Annotated in this window: 9 protein-coding genes; 8 read left to right on the top strand and 1 reads right to left on the bottom strand. The window is 42.2% G+C overall.

The genetic code is table 11. The features are described from left to right. The first annotated feature begins 52 nt into the window (after nt 1–52). The 4 genes from LC454_RS22740 (at nt 53) to LC454_RS22725 (ending at nt 5,563) form a co-directional block, all read left to right on the top strand. A complete protein-coding gene (locus LC454_RS22740; protein WP_223584740.1) occupies nt 53–2,308 on the top strand; it encodes a GH92 family glycosyl hydrolase in 2,256 nt (751 codons plus the stop codon). Between the two features lie 306 nt (nt 2,309–2,614). After that, nucleotides 2,615–3,892 (top strand): erythromycin esterase family protein, encoded by a 1,278-nt coding sequence (locus LC454_RS22735; RefSeq protein ID WP_223584739.1) that lies wholly within the window; start codon nt 2,615–2,617, stop codon nt 3,890–3,892. Next, nucleotides 3,892–4,797: an ABC transporter ATP-binding protein gene (locus LC454_RS22730; RefSeq protein WP_223584738.1), complete on the top strand. Its 906-nt coding sequence runs from the start codon at nt 3,892–3,894 to the stop codon at nt 4,795–4,797. Before LC454_RS22735 ends, LC454_RS22730 begins: the two co-directional genes overlap by 1 nt. Beyond that, complete coding sequence (locus LC454_RS22725) at nt 4,790–5,563, top strand: ABC transporter permease (RefSeq protein WP_223584737.1); 774 nt, start codon at nt 4,790–4,792, stop codon at nt 5,561–5,563. The genes LC454_RS22730 and LC454_RS22725 overlap by 8 nt, the downstream gene beginning before the upstream one ends. 8 nt (nt 5,564–5,571) lie before the next feature. On the opposite strand, the gene LC454_RS22720 is transcribed toward LC454_RS22725, so the two are convergent. Then, nucleotides 5,572–8,322 (bottom strand): substrate-binding domain-containing protein, encoded by a 2,751-nt coding sequence (locus LC454_RS22720; RefSeq protein WP_223584736.1) that lies wholly within the window; start codon nt 8,320–8,322, stop codon nt 5,572–5,574. A 292-nt stretch (nt 8,323–8,614) separates the two neighbouring features. Between LC454_RS22720 and LC454_RS22715 the strand changes: the two genes are divergently transcribed. From LC454_RS22715 to LC454_RS22700, 4 genes are all read left to right on the top strand, one after another. Then, the gene (locus LC454_RS22715; RefSeq protein WP_223584735.1) at nt 8,615–9,937 is read left to right on the top strand and encodes a sugar porter family MFS transporter; all 1,323 of its coding nucleotides are present in this window, start codon (nt 8,615–8,617) and stop codon (nt 9,935–9,937) included. A gap of 51 nt (nt 9,938–9,988) precedes the next feature. After that, nucleotides 9,989–10,945 carry a carbohydrate kinase family protein gene (locus LC454_RS22710; RefSeq protein WP_223584734.1) on the top strand — a complete coding sequence of 319 codons (957 nt, stop codon included), beginning with the start codon at nt 9,989–9,991 and terminating at the stop codon, nt 10,943–10,945. 86 nt (nt 10,946–11,031) lie between these two features. Continuing rightward, nucleotides 11,032–14,157 carry a SusC/RagA family TonB-linked outer membrane protein gene (locus tag LC454_RS22705; protein ID WP_223584733.1) on the top strand — a complete coding sequence of 1,042 codons (3,126 nt, stop codon included), beginning with the start codon at nt 11,032–11,034 and terminating at the stop codon, nt 14,155–14,157. A gap of 103 nt (nt 14,158–14,260) precedes the next feature. Beyond that, entirely contained in the window at nt 14,261–15,943 is a 1,683-nt protein-coding gene (locus LC454_RS22700) for a RagB/SusD family nutrient uptake outer membrane protein (protein ID WP_223584732.1), read from the top strand. Nucleotides 15,944–15,962 lie beyond the last annotated feature (19 nt).

Here is a 15,962-nt window from a genome sequence, read left to right as displayed (position 1 = left end):
AGGGACGAAACCTTAGTTTTCCCTTAAACCATTGATCACTTAATTAATTATAATGCTAAATAAGAATCTCAATTTGAAATCTAATGTAATTTTACGCACAATCTGTTGCTGTACTTTTTTTTCAATCTTTTTGCTAAAAGGTTTTTCCCAAGCCAAAAACACGAAAGACTTTGTGGATTATGTCAATCCATACATGGGAAATATCAGCCATCTATTGGTTCCAACTTATCCGACTGTTCACCTACCGAACAGTATACTGCGTGTATATCCTGAAAGAGGGGATTTTACTTCGGACCGTTTATATGGTCTTCCGCTTATCGTAACGAGCCACCGTGGATCGTCGGCTTTTAACTTGAGCCCAATGCTGCGTTTGCCAAACCAGTTGAGCCCGGTACAATTGTATAGTTATGATCAGGAGGAAATCAAGCCTTATAGCTATTCCGTTGTTTTGGATCAGGAAGATATCAAAGTAGATTATGCATTATCGCATCAGTCGGGGATGTATACGTTTACCTTCCCGAATACATCCACTAAATACCTACAATTCAATTCACGTGATGGGGAACTGAAATGGGACGGACAGGCGCTTTCAGGAACACAGGAAATTGGTAATGGGACACGTGTGTATATCTATGCAATTCCTGAAATCAAACCTAGTGCTGTAAGCAAATTACAGGGACAACAGCTTGAAAAGGGAACGGATGCCAAGGGAAAAAATGCTTGTCTCGTACTGCAGTTTGACAAGTCCGGAGCCAATTTGAAGATGAAATACGGTGTTTCATTTATTGATGCAGCACAGGCCAAAGCCAATCTGAACCGTGAAATTGCTGATTTTGATCAAAAGAAACTTGCAGAGAATGGACGTAAAATCTGGAATCAGGCCTTAGGGAAAATTGCTGTTGAAGGAGGTAATGAAACAGACAAAAATGTGTTTTATACTTCCTTATACAGAACTTATGAGCGTCCGGTAAACATTTCCGAAGGCGGACGTTATTTTAGCGCATTTGATGGTAAGATCCATTCGGATGAAGGAAAGCCATTTTTTACAGATGATTGGATCTGGGACTCCTATCGTGCGCACCATCCGCTACGGGTCCTGTTGGAGCCGGCTACAGAATCTAATATCCTCAATTCTTTTGTACGGATGTCAGAGCAGATGGACAAACCTTGGTTGCCGACCTTTCCGGAAATCACGGGGGATAGCAGAAGGATGAATTCCAACCATGGGGTCGCAACCTTGCTGGATGCCTATCGTAAGGGGATTCGTGGTTTTGATATACAGAAAGCCTATCTGGCAGCAAAAGGAGCGATTACGGAAAAGACTTTGGCCCCATGGTCTGATAAGCCTGCCGGAAAAATGGATGATTTTTTCAAAGAAAAAGGGTATATCCCAGCTTTGCATCCTGGCGAACAGGAAACTTATCCTGAAGTACATGGTTTTGAAAGACGTCAACCTGTGGCTGTCACACTGGGTACTTCCTACGACCTCTGGTGTCTGGCACAACTGGCTAATGAATTGGGTGAAAAAAGCGATTATGATCTGTTTATGAAGCAGTCTTTCAATTATCGGAATCTATTCAACGAGCAGACCAAATTTTTCCATCCTAAAGATGACAAAGGTAATTTTATCATGCCGTTTGACTATGTTTTTGCCGGAGGACAGGGTGCCCGTGAATATTATGGTGAAAATAATGCCTGGATATACCGTTGGGATGTACAGCACAATATTCCGGATCTGATCAAATTGATGGGGGGTAACCAGTTGTTTGTACAGTATCTGGATGAAATGTTCCAGCAGCCGCTTGGGCGATCTAAATTTGATTTCTATGCACAGCTGCCAGATCATACAGGCAATGTCGGTCAGTTTTCAATGGCAAATGAGCCTGCGCTGCATATTCCATATCTATATAACTATGCTGGACAGCCTTGGATGACGCAAAAACGGATCCATAAGCTGATCGGTGAATGGTTCAGAAATGATCTGATGGGTGTACCCGGTGATGAGGATGGTGGTGGTATGTCGGCTTTTGTGGTCTTTTCTCAGATGGGTTTCTATCCGGTTACTCCGGGACTGGCTTCCTATAGTATCGGATCTCCATTTTTTGAGAAAACACGCATCAGCTTGCCTGACGGCAAATCTTTTGTAATTATCGGAAAGAACGCTTCGGTAAAAAATAAATATATTCAGTCGGCTACCCTCAATGGAAAACCATTGAATAGCACACAACTAAACCATGCTGATATACTGAAAGGTGGCACACTTGAGTTTGTGATGGGAGATAAGGCCAATAAAAATTGGGGAAATTAAATTTTATAATCATAGAATCTTCTAAACGATTTTTATTGAAAAGAAGTCCGTTGGTCAATCGATCAACGGACTTCTTTGTATTGTAGCATACTTGATTCTTTCGCATATATAGGTTGTTGTTGTTGTTGTTGTTGTTGTTGTTGTTGTTGTTGTTGTTGTTGTTGTTGTTGTTGTTGTTGTTGTTGTAAATTTTTATCAATTATTTATGGAAAAGACAAAAATTATCATCTTATATTAGAAGTTGTACGGAGTAGTGTATCTTTAATTACCTATTTCTGGAAATATAAACCGAATTAATCGTGCAGAATGAAGCATATACTTCTCGCAATAACTGCTCTTATTGCGATTATTTTAGTTTTTAATGAACTTGTTTATAATGATCGGCTTCCACCGAATTATCAGGCTTTGCTGGGGGAGGTAAATCAAAATAAGCAGGTAATCAGTAATATTTTGATGACTGATAGTAATTTTTCCGATCTTCAAATATTCGATCGTATTTTAAAGGATAATAGGATACTGATGTTAGGGGAGATGCAGCATGACGATGGAGAAACTTTTCGGGCCAAATCGAGGTTGATCCGTTATCTCCACGAAAAATTAGATTATAGCATTGTACTCTATGAAGCGGGACAGTATGATATGTGGGTCATGAATAAGGAAATGGAAAATCCAACTATGCAGCTTCCTAAACAATCTTTGGCTGGTCTTGGTTTGTTTGATTTTTGGTGGCGGAACATCGAAACGGATCCACTGATAAGCTACTATCAAAAGTCCAAATTATCAGGTAAGCCAATTACTCTCGGTGGATTTGATATTCAGTTTTCTGGTCGATTACTTGGTGATAAACGAGCAAAGTTGCTAGAGGACTTTTGCCTTAAAAATAAGATCGATCTAAAAGATTATCCCTTATTAAAAAAAGAACTTAACAATCTGGAGTACCTGACCCTAGCCAGGTATGCTAATAGAACCCTTGATTCTACAGCTAAAAAACAGTTTTTAAATGAAATAGGTAAATTGGGGTATAGATTACGAACCTTGGGCAGGGACGAGGAACAGCGCGTTTATAGCTTATACCTAGCCGATATAAAAGCTAATTATGAAAAGTCCTGGTCTTATACTCCAGGATCAATGCAGAGTATGCATCTACGCGATTCATTGATGGCCCAAAATCTGCAGTACCAAATAGATTCTTTATATCCAGGAAAGAAGATCATTGTCTGGTGTGCCAATATTCATACCTTTTCAACGGCTTATAACAAGGAATACCTTCCTTTGGGTGCTTACCTAAAAAAGAAATACGACCGTCAGGCTTACATGCTTGATTTTAGTTCTTACGGACAGAAAAATGATGCCGGTCAAACAGTGGATAAACCTAGTAAATTGGCCATTGAAAATATATTCCATCAAACAGGGGTACCTTATTTCTTTCTGGATTTGCGGAGCCTGCCTGATACAGCTTTGCTCAGGAGGTCGTTTGTCTCTACCATCAACCAAGGTATGGAAGAGGAAAGAAAATGGACTGACTATATTGATGGCATTTTTTATATCGACGTAAATAAAAGACCCACCTATTTCGAACAATAATGGAAAGTATCCTAACACAAAAACTCAGCTTTAAAATAGGTTCAAAAACCATTTTAAATAACATTGACCTACATGTCCCGGACAAAAGTATCTATGGTTATCTTGGACGAAATGGTGCCGGAAAGTCTACTACGATTAAACTCCTACTTGGACTCTTGCAGGATAACGCTGATGCTATTTTTATTCGGGGACAAAGTTTAAAAGCAAATCGTAGCGACATCTATGCTAATGTGGGCAATCTCATCGAATCACCTTGCTATTACACCAAATTAACCGTTTTTGAGAATTTAAAATATTTGGATATCATCCACAAAAAGGGAGAAAAACGAATCGATGCGGTGCTCGAAATGGTAGATCTCGGAAAGGAGAAAAGGAAAAAAGCCAGTACCTTATCTATGGGAATGAAGCAACGGCTCGGAATTGCTATGGCTATATTTCATGATCCACAACTATTGATTCTGGATGAACCGCTAAACGGGCTCGATCCACAGGGAATTGTCGAAATGAGAAATCTGTTTCGCTTGCTCAATGAACAAGGGAAAACCATATTTCTGTCAAGTCACATTCTAAGCGAGCTCGAAAAGATAGCCACACATGTTGGCATCATCGAAGGGGGAGAAATGATCTTTCAGGGAACTAAAAACGAGCTGTTGCGTCAGGTAGAACGGGAGGCATTACTGCGAACTTCGGACGCTACACGCACGACCAATGTTTTAAATAATGCCAAATTTTCGGTATTAAGAACCGACGGACAAACTGTTGTGGTGAAAATAGTAGATGACAACCAATTTGATCAAATGATTAAATGTTTGGTGCAACATAACATTGAAATCTATGGACTGGATTCCCATAGTGCAGATCTTGAACAGATTTTTATAAACTTAATTGCCCGCTCGAATGACTAATACATTTTATACCGCCTTTTTGTCTGAAAAATATAAACTACTTAGAAACCGGCAGATTTTTGGCGTCCTTATCGCTCCGGTATTGCTTATTTTCGCGATCGATGGTTATATTATATACGATATCATCCGGTCGGGCAGTATAAGTGCGGTACCTAACCCCTGGAAGGTATTGCTAGGAAGATATGTTTTTCAGTTTTTTTATTTGCTGTACCCGATTCTGGTGGCACTATTTGTTTATGCCTGCTGTGATGTCGAGTATAAGAATAACAACTATAAGGTACTGTTTACATTACCGCTTGATAAGTCAAAAATATTCTTTTCAAAGGCTGTGTTTATCCTGCTAACCATACTGTTTTCTATCTTGTTTGCTTACGCAGCATTCTTAATCAGCGGCTATATACTGGGTTTGATTTACCCGGTACTTGGCTTTCAAAATCACGATTATAGGATGGTAATTTTCTTTACCTTTCTGAAGCTTTTTATCACGCTATCGGCTGTTTCAATGATACAATTGGCATTAAGTCTGCTATTCAAAAGCTTTATTTATCCCATTGGCGTGAGCATGTTTATGTTGGTGTTTTCGGTATTTGTGGCTCAAAAGAGTTTTTCAGACTTTATTCCTTATACCGGTACTTATAAGGCCTTCATGAATATAATGAATGAAAATGATGGCTTTGAACGACTCGATTATAGTAATATCGCTATGATCATCTTATTTATGCTGATCAGTTTTTGTATTTTTAAGAGGAAAGGTCTTTTTAAATAGTTGATCGCTTATTTTCGATCCAGTTCTTTTTTAAAAGTGCTTGGCGACTGTCCGTACTTCTTTTTAAATGCCGAGGCGAAATAGGAGGCTGAGGAGAAACCGACGTTGCTGTAGATCTCATTGATATTGAGTCCGTCAGCCATCAGGCTTTTTGCTTTTTTGAGTCTCCTTTCGACAATATACTCGCTGATGCTACAGTCGAGCAATTGTTTGACTTTACGATAAAGTTGCACACGCGAGAGGTTGAGCTCGCCAGCAATATCGTCGACACTCAGCCGCTGATCGGACAGTTTCGATTCGACAATAGCCGAAAAGCTATTGAGAAACCGTCTGTCGCTTTCATTAACGGTATCTGACTGTGGTGAGTCAAATTGCTCGACATTACTACTATATTTTTCTTTAAGCTGATGCCGTGATTGTAACATATTGGCAATCTTTGCCCGAAGGACTGCGGCATTGAAAGGCTTGGTCATATAATCATCTGCTTTCAAGAGACTTCCTTCAAGGATGGTCTCTTCATTGGCTAATGCGCTCAACAGAATGACAGGAATATGGGCCGTCTGGTAGAATGTTTTGATGTCTTTGAGGATATCTAGTCCGCTGCCGTCGGGTAACATGATATCGGTGAGCACCAAATCTGGGAAATGTGCTTTCATCAGAGTGCCGGCCTGATGCGAATCTCGCGCTAAAAAAAGATTATAGTCTTTTTTCAAGATAGATCTCAGATAATCCCTGATTTCATCATCATCTTCAACAATCATAATGCTCTTCGATTTATTGGAATGAAAAGAGAGATTCTTATCAGAAGATTTTACTTCAGTATCCAGAAAGTCTTGGTGCTTGAATACAGGTTTTACACCGGATACAGCTGTTATGATCTCCTCCTGTTCATAATGGGTATTTCCGATAGGCATCCGAAGGGTGAAGATCGAACCATGTCCTAATTTGCTGCTGGCTGTGATCTGACCATGATGCAGTTCGACGATTTGTTTGACGTAGGCTAGACCGATTCCAGATCCGTTCCGGCTGCCTGTTCCTTGATAGAAGGGATCAAAAATATGCTCGATATCAATGGGCGCTATCCCTAGACCATTATCCAGCACACGTAAGTAGAAATAATCTTTGAAGCTATTTTCTTCGAGTGAAATTTCAATTCTACCGCTGGTAGTGGTATGTTTTATCGCATTGGAAAGGAGATTGGATAAAACCTGCTCCATCAGATATTCGTCAATCCAGACCTCCTTGAGCATACTCTTATTGATGTAGCTGATCGATATTCTGCTTTTTTTGAGCAGCGGTTTAAAACTGTTGATGACCTGCTGGATAAAAGGGTCGATAGGTACAGCTGATACCTGAAGCTTTATTTTTGCTTTGCTGATCCGATGAATGTCGATCAGGTCGCTGACCAGTCGCTGCAATTTTTTTGCACTTCTTTTGACCCGTGATAATTGCTCTTTGATATCTTCTGATAGATCTTTTCGCATTTCGAGATCCTCAATGGGCGCCAAGATAAGGGTGAGGGGTGTTTTAAATTCGTGGGAGATATTGGTGAAAAAATTGTTTTTGATTTCTGCGGCCTGCTGAATCTGGCTATTCATTTCAACAATCTGTTTCTGCTGAGATAAGATCTCGCCATTCTGGATTTCAAGATGTTTGTTTTTTTCCAAATTGCTTTTGATAACGATAATAGAAATACCGCCAAATACAACTGCAAGCACCAAACTGACAACGAGAACATTGAGAACAGATTTTTGATTTTGATAAATCCGGTTCTGCTCAGTGATAAATTCCTGTCTTTTGTCGATGTCTACCTGTTGCTGTTGTATCTTTTGTGACTGTAGCGCCAATAGTTCGGCATTTGTTCTGTCGATCACAGCAGTAGCGAGAATGTTTTCACGTCGATATTGTTGATTGTTGATAATCGCCAGTGCCGTTCTGATCGCTTCAGTTCCGCCAGTAGGGTAGAGCATAGAGGCATACATATGACCTTGTATAATCTGCTCAAGACCATTACCCGGTCCTGGCAGCGCATCTACACCAATGATTTTAATATCTTTTTGAAGTTGCACCTCGTCCAATGCTTTTTTTACGCCCATTGCCATTTGGTCATTGAAGGTAAAAATAATATCACTTTGTGTCATTTGAGCGATATGCTCGCGCATTTCGGTATAGGCTATATTCTTTTCCCACCCACCGTGGATAACAGCACTGACCTGCATGCCACTTACTGCTGAAATACTTTGCATAAATCCCTTTTCACGTTCAATCGAGGCGGAGGTACCCGATAAGCCGGTTACCAATCCGACCCTACCTTTACCCTGGAGGACAGCTTGGCTATATTGACCGGCTAATTTTCCGATGGCAAGATTGTCGGCACCCACATAAGCATTGTATTGACCCGAAGAGGTTTTGCGATCTGTTACAATTACCGGTATTTTGCGCTGGAATACTGAGTCAACGATAGGTGTAAGCGGTTCGGCCTCATTGGGTGACACAATCAACAGATCGATACCCGCTTTGGTCAGCTCGCGTATCTGATCAATCTGAACAGCATTATTGCCTTGGGCATCGCGGTATAAGAATTCAATATCGGGATTAAAGGAGAGTTCCCGTTTCATTTCCTCAAGCATAGTCTGCCTCCATGCGTCATTTCCGATGCACTGTGAAAAAGCAATGACCCGCTTCTTTTTCTGGTTTGCCGATTGGCACCCCAAAAAAAGCAACAGGACCAATATGCCATAGAAGGTATATTTTCCCATGTTTATTTCCCCTTTACTATCCGAATATACATCATTTCAGTTTTTTTAGATAATAAGCCCAAGGTTAGTGTATTCCATACACTAAAAAGAGATGGCTGAAATATGTATCATTTTCTATAAGATATGTCTAAAAACTGAAAGTTTAAAAATCATGAATTAGTATAATTTGTTGATATGTAGTGTTTTGTGTTGTTTTTGAAAATGTTACATAAATAAATGTTTTTGCTGTCTTCAAATTTAAGTAACCGTGAAGCTAGGGTTAAATTTGGGTTAATCAATTATAGATGATAAGATGAACAAAAACACGGTATTAGCTTGGTCTTTTGTAGTGGCATTAGGCGGATTTTTATTTGGCTTTGATACAGCTGTTATTTCAGGAGCTGAAAAGGCAGTACAGGAGCATTGGCATTTGAGTGAGTTTCAGCATGGGCTTACGATGGCCATCGCGTTAATAGGTACGGTAGTCGGTGCGGCATTGGGCGCTTTGCCTTCGGACAAGCTCGGCCGGAAAAATACATTATTTGTCGTAGCAGCATTATATTTTATTTCAGCGATCGGAAGTGCGCTTGCCAATGACTGGACAATTTTTATTTTATTCCGTTTTTTGGGCGGTATTGGTGTCGGTGTTTCTTCGGTAACGGCACCTATTTATATTTCCGAAATTTCACCCGCAGCTTCCCGGGGCAAGCTGGTAGGTCTCTTCCAATTCAATGTGGTGCTGGGTATTTTGATTGCTTATTTATCAAACTATTTTATCGGACAGGTAGGGGAAGAATCCTGGCGCTGGATGTTGGGTGTGCAGTGTTTTCCGTCGTTGCTGTTTTTTGTGCTGATTTTCTTTATTCCCGAAAGTCCCAGATGGCTGTTATTGCATAAGAACAACCTACCTGAAGCAACAAAAATCATGCAGCGAATCAATTCTGAGGGCTATGAGCTTGAGATCGAGAAAATTCAGGCATCGAAAGATGTAATGGCAGGTGAAGGCAAATTATTTATACGGGAAAACGCTAGACCAATTTTATTGGCCTTCTGTTTTGCGCTGTTCAATCAGCTCTCGGGTATCAATGCGATTATCTATTATGCACCGCGTGTCTTTGAAATGGCAGGCCTCGGTTCCCAAAGTTCCTTACTTTCCACGGTAGGGATCGGAGTGATCAACTTTATTTTCACCTTAGTGGCTATCAATTTTATAGATAAGGTAGGTCGCAAAAAACTGATGCTGGTGGGTTCTATCGGATTGATCATATCACTCGCACTGGTATCGCAGGCTTTCTATACGGGGCAAACAACAGGATTTGCTATTACAATCTACCTGATGAGTTTTATTGCCTTCTTTGCCTTCTCTCAGGGAGCTGTGATCTGGGTGTTTATTTCCGAAATTTTTCCGAATGATGTGCGTGCCAAAGGCCAGACATTTGGCAGCTTGACCCATTGGGTAATGGCTGCGATTATTACATTTTGTTTTCCGGCGCTGACAGAGGTGCTCGGTGGTGGGGGTACCTTCCTGACTTTTGCGCTATTTATGGTATTGCAGCTTGTTTATGTGCTGAAATTTATGCCCGAAACAAAAGGACGGTCGCTGGAAGATATGGGGCAGACCATCAATCTACATTAAGTATCGCGCTATTATTGATCCAATCGCTTATGCGTACAAATAATGATGACAATGAAAAACCTGAATAAATCAATACAAGGAGTTTGTTTCGGAGAAGTTCTTTGGGATAATCTGCCGACCGGAAAAAAACTGGGCGGTGCTCCGCTAAATGTTGCTTATCATCTCAATAAGCTAGGTGTTGTTGCACAAATGCTTACACGTATCGGAAGGGATGAAAATGGATATGAACTGCTTACTATATGTGAACAGCTGGGGATTCCGACGGCCTTCTTTCAGTACGATGACAGCTTGCCGACCTCTACAGTTGAAGTGACAATTGATGCAGATCGTAATGTACAATACGATATTGTATATCCTGTTGCTTGGGACAGAATTACAGCGGAACCGGCTGTATTGGAAGCTGTTTCCAAAGCTGACTTTTTGGTGTATGGCAGTTTGGCCTGTCGCGATGACGTGAGTTTTGAAAGCCTGTTGACCTTATTAAAGGAGGCTTCCTTCAGGATAATGGATGTCAATTTGCGTGCTCCTTTTTTCGATCCTCATCGTGTGCATGAACTATTACACTACGCGGATCTCGTTAAGATGAACGCGGAGGAACTGCATATTATCGCTGAATGGAGTGGGGCAGCTACAACGTATACCGATCAGCAGCGGGTAGATCTACTGTTAGATTGTTTCTCTATTCAGGAAGCTATTGTTACTTACGGCGCGGCTGGAGCAGTATACCATCATAAAAAAGCAAATATCAGTTATCATTTTCCTGCATTGAAAGTACATGTGGAAGATACCATCGGGAGTGGCGATTCGTTTTTAGCTGCTTTTTTGACCAAACGGTTTCAGATGGCCGAAGGAATCGCCTTGGAAGAAGTGCTTGAATTTGCGGCTACGTTAAGTGGTTTTGTGACACAGAGTAGCGGAGCATGTCCTGCTTATAATGCAGAGGATATCAACCGCTTTCACTGGCTGAATCCCATCTTCCGTGATAGCGAACAGAAGATGAAGCTATAGCTGCCTGTACTGCAAAAAGGGAAAATGCGGTAAAGGCAAAAAGAGGAAAAATAATCAAATTAATAATCTACTTATAATAACCAATTATGTTTACAAGACAGCAAGCTATGTTGCTTCCGTCTTTGGCTCTCTTTTCAGCTGTTGCTTTTGCGCAGCAGACAGAAATCCGGGGGCGGATTGCGGACAGCGGAACAGCCGCTCCCATCATCGGAGCGTCATTAGTGGTCAAGGGAACCGGACAGGCAACAAAGACAAATGAAAAAGGGGAATTTGTACTCCAGCTATCGGGCAACAGCGGTACATTGGAAATAACCTATGTTGGCTACGAATCCCAGACAATACTATTGGGGGACAAGAAATTTTTGGATATCCGGTTGGTCAGTACCGAAAAAGGACTCGATGAGGTAGTTGTCACCGGCTATCAGCGAGAGCGCAAGAAGGATCTGACCGGCGCTGTGAGCGTCGTCAATGTGACCGAAATGATGAAAGCCCCTGAAAATAATCCCATGAAGGCGCTTCAGGGGCGCGTAGCGGGTATGACAGTAACTTCTGATGGTAGCCCAAGTGGCGCAGCCACTGTACGGATGCGTGGTATCAGCTCGATCAACAGCAGCCAAGATCCACTCTATGTTATCGATGGTATACCGACACAAGGTGGGATGCATGAGCTCAATTCCAACGATATCGAGAGCATTCAGGTATTAAAAGACGCCTCCTCGGCAAGTATCTACGGCTCACGTGCTGCAAATGGTGTTATCGTGATCACAACAAAAAGAGGAAAACTCGGAGCGCCAAAGCTTACTGTAGACGCTTATGTGACCAGTACACATTTTAATAATCGCATGAAGGTGCTCAATGCACAGCAGTATGGTCAGGCGCTGTGGCGGGCAACGATCAATAGCGGCGGTAATCCGAACAGCAATAATATCGGCTATCAATTTGAGTGGAACAACGATGCCAATGGCTTGCCGCAGCTCAACACTGTATTTGTATCCAAATATATCGATCGCGAGCGTACGATGTATGCCGCAGATACCGATTGGTTCAATGAAGTTTCCAAACCGGGCTTGCTTCAATCGTACAATGCAACCTTGAGTTCGGCGACAGAAAAGTCAAGTTCTTATTTTTCCGTAGGTTATCTGCATAACAGTGGAACACTTCGGTATACGGATTTCCAACGTATATCAGCCCGGATGAATGCCGATTATAAACTGTTTGACGGTAAGTTGGTTGTCGGCGAGAATTTTACAGTGAACAACACCGGGGAGGTGCAGGTGCCTGGTGATGTGCTTGATCTATCCTTGAAGGCATTGCCGGTCATACCTGTACATACCGTAGACGGAATAGGCTGGGGTGGTCCTGCCCTGGGGATGAATGACCGTCATAACCCGATGCGCTTGTTGCATGATAACAGGAGTAATAAATACAATTACTGGCGCCTATTCGGAAATGCTTACGCCGATTTGCAGCTGATCAAAGACTTGCACCTGCGTACAAGTTACGGTATTGATTATAGTAATTTCTACAAACGCAACCTTGAAGTTTCCTATCGTTCGGGTTTTATGAGCAGCAACAGAAGCGCTGTTAATATGGAACAGACTCAAGGGTTAAAGTGGACTTGGTCGAATACAGCGACGTATAGAAAAGAGATTGACAAACATACCATAGATCTACTGGCTGGTATAGAAATGAATCGTCAGAACGATATCAATTTTAACGCATATACAGCAGGGGATGGCGCTTTTGCCATTGAAACACCAGAATATATGTGGCCCGGTGTAAGTACAGGGACGGCTGCTGTGGGTGGTGGCTCCACAGGATTTTCACTTCTTTCTTATTTTGGAAAGGCTAACTACTCCTACGATGAACGCTACCTGGCCTCTTTCACCGTGAGACATGATGGTTCTTCGCGTTTTGGGAAAAACAATCGCTTTGCAACCTTTCCGGCTGTAACGGCAGGATGGCGGATTTCATCCGAAGATTTTATGGCCGGTACCAAAGACTTTATCTCTGATCTTAAATTGCGTGCAGGTTGGGGGCAGACCGGTAATCAGGGAATTGGCAACTTGGCGACCTATGGGCTCTTTGTACCTGAATATGGGGTGGGGGATCCCACCTGGAATATTGTCGATGGTACCGCTTATGATCTTTCAGGTACCGGAACAGGGACTCTCCCTTCCGGGTACCGAAAAATCCAGACTGAAAATAATGATCTAAAATGGGAAACAACGACACAGACCAACATCGGCTTGGACTTCACGCTATTTGGCCAGAGTCTCTACGGATCAGTCGACTGGTACATTAAAGCGACAAAAGATATGCTGATCAATCCTGCTTACATCGGTGTCGTCGGTGAAGGCGGCTATCGCTGGGCTAATGGTGCTTCGATGGAAAATAAAGGTTTGGATATTACGGCAGGCTACCGCAATAAGACTTCCTTTGGTCTGGATTATGATGTGACCGCAGTCCTTTCGTCGTATAAAAATAAGGTGACCCATTTGCCCGAAGCCGTGGAAAACTCCTATGGTGGTCGTCAGGGCGATAATATTATCGGTCGGCCATTGGGTTCATTTTACGGTTACGTAACGGATGGCATCTTTCAGAATCAAAAGGAGGTGGATGATCATGTCAACCAGACCGGTAAAGGAATTGGCCGTTTGCGTTATCTTAATGTCTATGGTGCTGATCAGCAGATCACAGATATGGACCGCACCTGGATCGGCAACCCGCATCCCGATTTTTCCTATAGCTTGAATATTGCATTGAAGTATAAAGGATTTGATCTGTCCGCCTATTTTCAAGGGGTGCAGGGCATAGACGTTGAAAACTGGTTGAAAAAACAGACTGATTTCTGGAGTGTCGATGATGTGAATTCCAATAAAGGTGTACGGTTACTTAATGCCTGGACTCCACAGAATCCGACATCCACAATTCCGGCTTTGCAGACAACAAACAATAATGATGAGGGGCGTCTTTCCAATTACTTTATCGAAAACGGATCCTATATGAAACTCCGAAACCTGTCGCTTGGCTATACCTTACCAACGGCAACAGCTTCTCGTTTGCGGATGAGCCGCCTACGTGTGTATGTTACTGGTCAGAACCTGTTTACAGTTAAATCGAAGAACTTCACAGGCGTAGATCCCGAGAATGTAGGTTGGGGGTATCCGATCCCGACGACATGGACAGCGGGGGTAAATATTGGCTTTTAGAAGAGAGAACCAAAAGCCTTAGTGGATGAGAGGGGAATGGAGGAGACGAGGGACCAAAACAATAAATCCATGGAAATATGGAATATAAAAAAACAGAATTCCAATGAAAAAAATAACCAATAAAATCGCGATAATGATGGTGTTTGCGGGGCTGCTGTCCGGATGCACCAAGTTCTTGGATCAGACACCTAATGGCGTACTGAGCTCCGACCAGGTAAAGGAACCAGAAAGATTACTGACAGCCACTTATGCAGCTTTAGGCAATGATCATTATGATGTGCCTTTTAGCTTATGGCCTTATGGTACAGTACGATCTGATGATGCATATAAAGGCGGATCGGGACCGCAGGATATACAGACGTTCCATTTTCTTGAGGTCTCCAATAATGTCACAACCAATTTTGCTGAGGTAGATAAACTGTGGTTTCAGCTTTATGTCGCTATTTCACGGGCTAATACCACCATCAAAACGATTCAGGAAATGAACAATTTTGAGGGCAAGGAAGGGAAGTTGGCCGAAGCGAAATTTCTACGGGGGCACTTCTATTTTATGCTCAAGACGCTTTTTAAATATGTACCCTACATTGATGAAAATGTGCCGGTAGATAGCTATGAGACTGTGTCAAATAGAGCATTGAGCAATGATGCACTCTGGCAAAAGATTGTCGATGATTTTCAGTATGCCGTAGATCATTTGCCAGCTGTACAGACGGAAGTCGGTCGTGCAAATCGAATTGCGGCAGCAGCTTATCTTGCTAAAACATACCTGTACAAAGCCTACCGTCAGGATAACGAGGAACGCCATGTGGTAACCGGAATCAATCCGGGAGATCTGGAAAAAGTATTGCAGAACGCAGACATCGTACTTGCATCAAACCATGCTCTTGAAACGGATTTTGCCTTCAACTTTTTGCCGGGGAAATATGAAAATGGTACAGAAGCATTGTTTTCAATCCAATTTTCAAAAGATGATGGCACGAAATTCGGCCGTGTAAATTTCTCGGATCTGCTCTCTGTTCCGATGGGTCTGGGCTGTTGTGATTTCAATAAACCTAGCCAGAATTTGGTGAACGTATTCCGTACAACGGGAAAAGGGGTACCGCTTGATAATTACAATACATTGAATAGCTTCAATGCATCGGAAAAATACGACCCAAGACTATTCCATACTGTGGCAATTCCCGGATTACCTTATAAATATAATACCAAACGCATTTACGAGGAGAGCTGGAACCGCAATCCTGCGGACTATTCGGTGTATGCATCGTTGAAGGAGAATGTCGATCCAGATTGCGATTGTTTTGTTCCAATGGCACCATTCTTTGCAAATACAAAAAACCGTATTGTACTGCGTGTTGCCGATGTCCTATTGATGCGTGCTGAGGCGCTGATTGAATTGCACCGTCCCACCGAAGCTTTACCACTGATCAACCAGTTGCGTATTCGTGCAAAAAATAGCGCCACCATGACGGGCTATGCGACGGATAAAATGTTGGTAGAAACCTATAAAAATGGAGATAACATTATATGGAATGAGGAAAATGCACGGAAGGCTTTACGTGCGGAACGTCGTCTGGAATTAGCCATGGAAAATGGACGCTTCTTCGACCTGGTACGCTGGGGAATCGCAGAGCAGACCATGAATGCTTATTATGAAACAGAGAAATCGCGTCGTTCTTATTATGCCGCAGCTCATTTTACAGCGAATAAGAGTGAATATTTGCCTATTCCGGAAGCACAAATCAGACTGAGCAAATACCTATACAAGCAGAATCCAGGATATTAACTAACATACTAACCAATTT

Origin of the sequence: Sphingobacterium sp. GVS05A, from assembly GCF_019969845.1 — a bacterium.
Lineage (GTDB): Bacteria > Bacteroidota > Bacteroidia > Sphingobacteriales > Sphingobacteriaceae > Sphingobacterium.
This window is presented reverse-complemented; position numbering and strand designations above follow the sequence as displayed.

Bases quoted from the DNA above. Each gene is read 5' to 3' on its own strand.
- LC454_RS22740 (WP_223584740.1), top strand. From the start codon at position 53: ATGCTAAATAAGAATCTCAATTTGAAATCTAATGTAATTTTACGCACA.
- LC454_RS22735 (WP_223584739.1), top strand. From the start codon at position 2,615: ATGAAGCATATACTTCTCGCAATAACTGCTCTTATTGCGATTATTTTA.
- LC454_RS22730 (WP_223584738.1), top strand. From the start codon at position 3,892: ATGGAAAGTATCCTAACACAAAAACTCAGCTTTAAAATAGGTTCAAAA.
- LC454_RS22725 (WP_223584737.1), top strand. From the start codon at position 4,790: ATGACTAATACATTTTATACCGCCTTTTTGTCTGAAAAATATAAACTA.
- LC454_RS22720 (WP_223584736.1), bottom strand. From the start codon at position 8,322: ATGGGAAAATATACCTTCTATGGCATATTGGTCCTGTTGCTTTTTTTG.
- LC454_RS22715 (WP_223584735.1), top strand. From the start codon at position 8,615: ATGAACAAAAACACGGTATTAGCTTGGTCTTTTGTAGTGGCATTAGGC.
- LC454_RS22710 (WP_223584734.1), top strand. From the start codon at position 9,989: ATGAAAAACCTGAATAAATCAATACAAGGAGTTTGTTTCGGAGAAGTT.
- LC454_RS22705 (WP_223584733.1), top strand. From the start codon at position 11,032: ATGTTTACAAGACAGCAAGCTATGTTGCTTCCGTCTTTGGCTCTCTTT.
- LC454_RS22700 (WP_223584732.1), top strand. From the start codon at position 14,261: ATGAAAAAAATAACCAATAAAATCGCGATAATGATGGTGTTTGCGGGG.